We start from the raw sequence: 4,600 nt of genomic DNA, 5'->3' as shown, positions 1-4,600 counted from the left end.
GCATCACCCGCACCTGAGTCCGAAATTGGGTCAAATTGCCCGAAGCCTGAAAACAACATGCCCTTCTCTTCGGCACTGACGACCGTGAGCGGTGGCATGTCCAGGCAGGTGCGGTTACGCCCCTCGGCTTTGGCCCTGTACAACTGCTGATCCGCGCGTTCGCTCCAGAAAGCGGGCGTGGATCGCACCCATTGCGGCGCAAACGCCCCGCCGATACTGACCGTGACCGCCAATTGCTGGCCACCCACGATGGCCACGGGGCGCGCGGCCACCTTCTGGCGAATCCGCTCGGAGACCGTCTGGCCGAAAGCAGGCGGGCAATTGGGCAGGATGATGGCGAACTCTTCGCCGCCTACACGTGCCACCAGGTCCATGGGGCGCACGCAATCTTGCAGGCACGCCGCCACCGATTTGATGACCTCGTCACCCGCAGCATGGCCCCAGGTGTCGTTGACTTTCTTGAAGTGATCGATGTCAGCGACCAGCAACAAGGCCGGCTCGCCATTACGGGCCACGCGGTCGACTTCGCGGGCAATGGCCGCTTCGAACTGACGGCGGTTGGCCAGGCCGGTGAGCGCATCGCGGCTGGAGACATCGCACAGGCCATCAATCACGGCCTGCAACCAATCGATGGAGCCGGCCTCCAGATCGGACGGCGCCGCCCAACCGGCCTGGGCCAGCAGGTTCAGGGCCTTGTCCAGACGCAGACCGGCCAACAAGGCGGCATCGTCATTGAGGGCCATGGACGCGGTGTCGATCGAATTGATGGCAGAGCTCCACACGGGCGAATAAATCACTGCGCTCTAGTCTAGCAGTCCTGTTACAGGTCAAGGGCAGAGAAAAGCTGCAATCTCCCACGATCTCATCGTTTGTACGACAGCACGGCAAGGCACGCTCAAGCTTCTCTGCATCCGTGACGATAAGACCGGAGCAGGTCGACCCGGCCCGCGTTCACCTTTCGTGATCCGACATGAGCACTGCCACTGACACCCTGAACCTGGTCACCGACCGAGAGTTCGACTTCCACCCCAGGGACTTCGCTCGGGTGCGTGCGCTCATATATGAACGCGCCGGCATCAGCCTCCACGAAGGCAAGCAGGCCATGGTGTACAGCCGCCTGTCTCGCCGTTTGCGTGACACCGGTCACACTTCGTTCGAGACCTACCTGAAGTGGCTGGAAAGCGGTACGGCCTCCACACAAGAATGGCAGGAGTTCGTCAACTGCCTTACCACCAACCTCACCTCCTTCTTCCGCGAAGAGCACCACTTCCACACGCTCACCGAGTGGTTGCGCGCCCGCAATGGCCAGGCTACGCGGATCTGGTGTGCAGCAGCCTCAACCGGTGAAGAGCCCTACTCGCTGGCCATCACGGTAGCCGAGACCATGGGCCTGCACGCCTCCGTGAAGATCGTTGCCAGCGACATCGACACCAATGTGTTGGCCACCGCCTCCCGTGGCGTGTATGAAGCCAGTGCCCGAGGGCTGACACCCCAGCACCTGCGCAACTACTTCCTGCGCGGCAAAGGTGCCAACTCGGGCAGCATCCGCGTCAAGCCAGAACTGGCCCGCATGATCGAGTTCCGCCCCTTCAACCTGATGCAGACCAGCTGGCAACTGGGCGAACCGTTCGACATCGTGTTCTGCCGCAACGTGATGATCTATTTCGACGCCCCCACGCAGCGCAAGGTGCTGGAGCGCATCCATGGCGTCATGAAGCCCAAGGGCATGCTGTTTGTGGGCCACTCCGAGAACTTCACAGAATCGCGCGACCTCTTCACCCTCAAGGGCAAGACGGTCTATGACAAGGTTTGACGCCGGCAGGTGACCCAAGGACGCATCCATGATCAGCAGCCCTCCCCTCAGCGCCAACCGACCAGGCACGCCGCCGCCCGTCGCATCCGGCATCGGCAATGCACCGATCCTGGGGCAACGCACTGAGCGCCTGATGAAGCTCAAGGCGCGTGTGCCCAAGCCCGGCGAAGCCTCCTTCTTTTTCTATGACGCGCACTTCAAATCCGAAGCCGTCAAGATCCTCCCCGGCGAGTACTTCGTGTTCAACGAAGACCTGCTCATCATGACCACGCTGGGTTCGTGCATCGCCACCTGCCTGTGGGACCGTCAGGCCAAGATCGGTGGCATGAACCACTTCATGCTGCCCGACAACGGCGGCAGCGGCGCGGACTCCGGCCGCTACGGTTCCTACGCGATGGAACTGCTGATCAACGAGATGCTCAAGATGGGTGCCTCGCGCATGACCATGGAAGCCAAGGTCTTCGGCGGTGGCGCGGTGATCAGCGGCATGAACAGCATCAACGTGGGCGAGCGCAATACCGCCTTCGTGATGGAGTACCTCAAGACCGAACGCATCCCCGTCGTGTCCAAGGACGTGCTGGAGATCTACCCGCGCAAGGTCTGCTTCCTGCCGCACAGCGGCAAGGCCATGGTCAAGCGCCTGGCCCCGACCAATCCGGAAGCCATCGTTCAACAAGAACGCATGGCAGCCCAGAAAGTGGTGCCCGTCAGTACCGGCGGCGGCTCCATTGACCTGTTCTGATAGCGGAGAGAGACATCATGGCCAAGACCCGAGTGATCGTTGTAGACGACTCCGCGCTGGTTCGCAGCATGCTGACCGAGATCATCAACCGCCAGCGCGACATGGAATGCATTGGCGCGGCTGCCGACCCCTTGGTGGCACGAGAGATGATCCGCAACCTCAACCCCGATGTGATCACGCTGGACGTGGAAATGCCCCGCATGGATGGCATCGATTTCCTGTCCAAGCTGATGCGCCTGCGCCCCATGCCTGTGGTGATGGTGTCGACGCTGACCGAGCGCGGTGCTGATGTCACCTTGAAGGCGCTGGAGTTGGGTGCGATCGACTTCGTGGCCAAGCCCAAGATCGGCGTGGCCGATGGCTTGAAGCTGCTGGCCGATGACATCACCGAGAAGATCCGCGTGGCCTCCCAGGCCCGTATCAACCGCCTGCATGTGCCACCTGCGGCTGGCGCACCGGGCGCCCCTGCTGCTGCGGGTGCCGCCAAGCCTGCCGCTCCCGTTTCCAGCGCCAGCCTGGGCCGCCTGTCCACTGAAAAAATCATCTTCATTGGCGCATCGACAGGTGGCACCGAAGCGACCAAGGAAGTGCTGATCACCCTGCCGGCGGATTCGCCTGCCGTGGTCATCACTCAGCACATGCCGCCAGGCTTCACGCGTAATTACGCCAACCGCCTGGACGGGCTGTGCAAGATCAGCGTCAAAGAGGCGAGCGATGGCGAACGCATCCTGCCCGGCCATGCCTACATCGCCCCAGGTGGCATGCACCTGAGTGTGGAGCGCTCGGGCGCCAACTACATCGCCCGAGTGAAGGACGGTGATCCGGTCAATCGTCACAAGCCGAGCGTGGAAGTACTGTTCCAGTCGGCCGCCCGCACCGTGGGACCCAATGCCATCGGCGTGATGCTGACGGGCATGGGCGCCGATGGTGCCAAGGCCATGCGCGAGATGCGCGATGCCGGCGCCTATTGCGTCGCGCAGGATGAGGCCAGCTGTGTGGTGTTCGGCATGCCGCGCGAGGCGATCGCAGCGGGCGCTGTCAATGAGGTGCTGCCGCTCAACAAAATCACCGGCCACCTGATGGACCATCTGCGCGCCACGGTCGGCCAGGCGCTCAGCCGCGTCTGACCTCAGCAAGCAGGTCAAGCACTTTCAAGGACGACCGACAAAGAGCATCAAGGTCGGCCCCACGATCGGGCTGTTGACTATGGCCCCATAGACCGGACCGAAGGCTGTATCTGCCCCCAGATACAGACTCAGTCCGGTTCGCTTTTTGCCACGCCCGATGTCTTCCGGGCGCTCCCAGGCATTGCCCACTTCAAAGCTGCTGCCCAGGAACAGGCCACGCGTGAGTGCCATGTCGGTCAGGCGGATCTGGTAGCCCAGGCGCAGCAGCGCAATCTGTTGACCACTGACCTGGAAGGGCCCGAAGCCAGACAGCATCTGGAAGCCACCCAGGCCATAACGAGGGATGTCCGGGCTCACGCCATCTGACATGCCCAATCGAGCAAAGACGTTGAGCGAATGATCGCCCCAGCTTTGCACCTGCTGGCCTTGCAGCTCCAGGTGACGCACTCGCCCTTCAGGCCCTGCAGAATCGCCACGACGCAAGCTGCGGCCCTGCATCCAGTTGCCCTCCAGACGCCAGCCGTGTGTCGGGAAGAAGGCGTGATCGAGTTGATCGAAGACGGCCTTGATGCGCCAACCGCGCTCACGCCAGCGGTCTACGCCTTCAGACGCCGAGGTCGCGCCACGCAAGGCGGCGTACTTGGCCGAAGTCAGAGAGGGCGCATCACGCCAGGCCTCGTCCACCAGACCCAGGCGCCATTCACCCAGCTCGCGCCAGTTGGCGCCCACATCGAAGTTGTAGCTCGTGACGCTGCGCTCGACCTGCGCATCCTGCTCGCCATCCGGGTCGGTGTAATAAGCCAACGTGCGGCGCTGGGTCAGCACGGAGCCTGACATGAAGCCACTCAATCCGTCCGGCAACTGCCAACTGGTGGGCCTGTACAGCTCTGTACCCAAAGCCGGCGCCGTGCACAGGCG

General features: G+C 62.7%; 4 protein-coding genes and 1 pseudogene. 3 read left to right on the top strand and 2 right to left on the bottom strand.

What is annotated here, in order from left to right; all coding sequences use genetic code 11:
* Positions 1–743 (bottom strand): GGDEF domain-containing protein (locus EPO09_RS16615; RefSeq protein ID WP_290644613.1); only part of this gene is annotated, 743 nt, incomplete at its 3' end.
* Between the two features lie 227 nt (positions 744–970).
* Between EPO09_RS16615 and EPO09_RS16610 the strand changes: the two genes are divergently transcribed.
* From EPO09_RS16610 to EPO09_RS16600, 3 genes are all read left to right on the top strand, one after another.
* Positions 971–1,813, top strand: coding sequence for a CheR family methyltransferase (locus tag EPO09_RS16610; protein ID WP_290644609.1), 843 nt, complete (start codon positions 971–973; stop codon positions 1,811–1,813).
* A gap of 133 nt (positions 1,814–1,946) precedes the next feature.
* Positions 1,947–2,555: a chemoreceptor glutamine deamidase CheD gene (cheD, locus tag EPO09_RS16605; RefSeq protein ID WP_290644611.1), complete on the top strand. Its 609-nt coding sequence runs from the start codon at positions 1,947–1,949 to the stop codon at positions 2,553–2,555.
* 17 nt (positions 2,556–2,572) lie between these two features.
* On the top strand, positions 2,573–3,682 hold the full coding sequence (locus EPO09_RS16600; protein ID WP_290644607.1) for a chemotaxis response regulator protein-glutamate methylesterase: 1,110 nt from the start codon (positions 2,573–2,575) through the stop codon (positions 3,680–3,682).
* 24 nt (positions 3,683–3,706) lie between these two features.
* On the opposite strand, the pseudogene EPO09_RS16595 reads toward EPO09_RS16600, so the two are convergent.
* Positions 3,707–4,600, bottom strand: a pseudogene (locus tag EPO09_RS16595) (patatin); the annotation flags it as partial.

Source organism: Aquabacterium sp., from assembly GCF_004297345.1.
Lineage (GTDB): Bacteria > Pseudomonadota > Gammaproteobacteria > Burkholderiales > Burkholderiaceae_C > Aquabacterium.
This window is presented reverse-complemented; position numbering and strand designations above follow the sequence as displayed.

What these genes read in the sequence shown, in the direction of transcription:
- EPO09_RS16610 (WP_290644609.1), top strand. Translation starts at nt 971, where the DNA reads ATGAGCACTGCCACTGACACCCTGAACCTGGTCACCGACCGAGAGTTC.
- cheD (WP_290644611.1), top strand. Translation starts at nt 1,947, where the DNA reads ATGAAGCTCAAGGCGCGTGTGCCCAAGCCCGGCGAAGCCTCCTTCTTT.
- EPO09_RS16600 (WP_290644607.1), top strand. Translation starts at nt 2,573, where the DNA reads ATGGCCAAGACCCGAGTGATCGTTGTAGACGACTCCGCGCTGGTTCGC.